Annotated in this window: 1 protein-coding gene; it reads right to left on the reverse strand. The window is 61.5% G+C overall.

Translation table 11 applies throughout. The features are described from left to right. Positions 1-310, reverse strand: a 310-nt coding sequence (locus tag NG697_RS20965) for an Ig-like domain-containing domain (protein WP_374209968.1), incomplete at its 3' end; no start/stop codon positions are given. Positions 311-2,161 lie beyond the last annotated feature (1,851 nt).

A 2,161-nucleotide genomic window follows, 5' to 3' on the forward strand; every position in this document is an offset into this window, starting at 1 on the left:
TCGACGTGATGGTCGAGGCATCCATTGCCTCCGAGAATGACCCCGTGACGTTCGCCGCCACCGCCACACCAGTCGCCCCATCAGCCGGAGACGTAACCGTCACGGTCGGAGCCGTCGTATCACTACCACCCGCGGCAGCCGTGGTGAAGGTCCAGGTCTTGTCCGTCGCCAGCGCGTTGCCGGCAACATCCTTCACCCCACTGGAGCCGCTCTTGATCGTCGCCGTGTACGGCGTGTTTGCCGTGAGGTCAGTAGTCGGGTTCAACGTCGCAACGTTGCCCGTGCTGCTGTACGTCACGGCGGCCGGCACCGTCGTTGTCCCCGTCTTCAATGTGAACGTGTTCGACGTGATGNGCTGGGGTCGTAGGAGTGCCAGTACCGGTTGGTGGCGTTCACATCGGCGAGCAACAGCAGGCCGCTGTTGGCCGTGCCCCGCGCCGCGCTGTTGAGGTTCTGCTTCGTTGACGTCACGTTGTGGACATACTGGTCGGCGTCCACGATACGAGCCGTCTTCGCGGTGGTGAAGTTGATGTTGTCCAGCGGCGAGGACTTCTCGTAGATCGCACCCCCCGAGGTAGTGCAGACACCGGCGTTCGTCGTGCCATTCGGCTTCGGATAGGTGGCGAAGGTACGCAGTCTCTGCGTGCTCTCATCAATCAGGACGATCACCCGGTTCGGGCACTCCGACACAGGCGCGATCGGGTGCGCCGACCAGGTCGTGCCATTCAATGCCAACAGCTGGATCAGCGGCTGGGGCGCGGACGTGAAGGACGTCTTGACGGCGGCGAAAACCCGGTCACCCGAGGAGTCCAGCCACTTCAAGTTCATATGGTCATCAGCGCTGCGCTGCCCCGACACCGCCGCCACAGGAGTGCTCCATCCGGTGTTCGGGGCTCCGCCGACACTGTCGGCACGGTAGCTCCAGTACATGCCGTCGGTGGAGCCACCGACCTGCCGGCTCCACATCAGACCCATCTTGCCGGGTCCGAACGCGATCAGAGCCGACGTGTCGTCCACAGACACGTTGCTCAACGACGCAGGATGCGGGAACGGCGTGCCCCAGGTCTTGCCATCCGTGCCGGTGGCGTTCAGATAGATCCGGTTCCCCTGCTGCCACGTGGCCCACACCCGACCCGTCGAGTCCTTATCGATGGTCAGGGCCTCAACGCGGTAGTTGTTGATGTTTGTAGGACTCTGCGCCAGCAGCGAGTACGTCTTCGTACTCGAGCTGTAACTGTAACGTCGCATCGTCGTCGGGAAGCCCGGCTCAGCCGCCACACCGTCGTTGACGAACCGATAGCTCGCCACATACAACGTCGTCCCGTCCCACAACACGTCATGATGGGTGTTCGCCCGCGTGTCCGTCGCCACACCCGTATCGACCCACGAGCTCGACGCGGCATTGAACCGGAAGATATGAAAATCCGAGCTGGCAGTGTCCCACAGGTTCCCCCACCAGAGCCCGTCGTTGAACCACAACCCGCTCGTCGCCCGCTTCGTACCCGTCGGCGTCCCCGTCCCCGAATGCGACGGACCCTCAACCCCAACATCACCCTCAGCAGCCGACGCCGCAACCGGCACCACCAGAACACCACCCAGCGCAAGCAGCAGCGCTGTCAGCAGTGCATGGAGCCGCAGATTCCGCGACCCGCGTAGACGAAGACCAGCCGAGCGGCCACCTCCCCGCCTTACGCATAGGGTGCTAAGGACGAGTGCCTGGCTTAGCCACTTGACGGGCCTATTTATCTTCATGGCTGATCTCCTGGGTTCTTGGATGTCACGCCTGAACTCCGCATATACGTCGACAGAAACGACGGCAGAAGCCCTAGGCCACAAGCGTAGGAGCGCCCAATGAGGCGCACAATGACAGCCCTGTACCTAATAATTACTGTGTTCCCAATACCCCATACCTAAAGAATTCGCCCGTTGGTAAATCCCTGTACTTACGAACAGTCAGCGGGAGTGCTCTTAAAAGCGAGTACTGACTACTCGTGATAGCTCATGGAGCGCAACGTAGGCTCTTTGCACGGCCAGAGTCAATGGCAATGAATGAGAGCTGGGCCAGAGACCAGACCCATGACCGGATGTAGCGCTAGTGCCGCGCCCGACTTCCGAGCCGAGTGCGGAGTTGACTAAATCCGCAAGCGTCATGAAGTGGTGA

Source organism: Pseudarthrobacter raffinosi, assembly GCF_023913835.1.
In the GTDB taxonomy this organism is placed as follows: Bacteria; Actinomycetota; Actinomycetes; order Actinomycetales; family Micrococcaceae; genus Arthrobacter; species Arthrobacter raffinosi.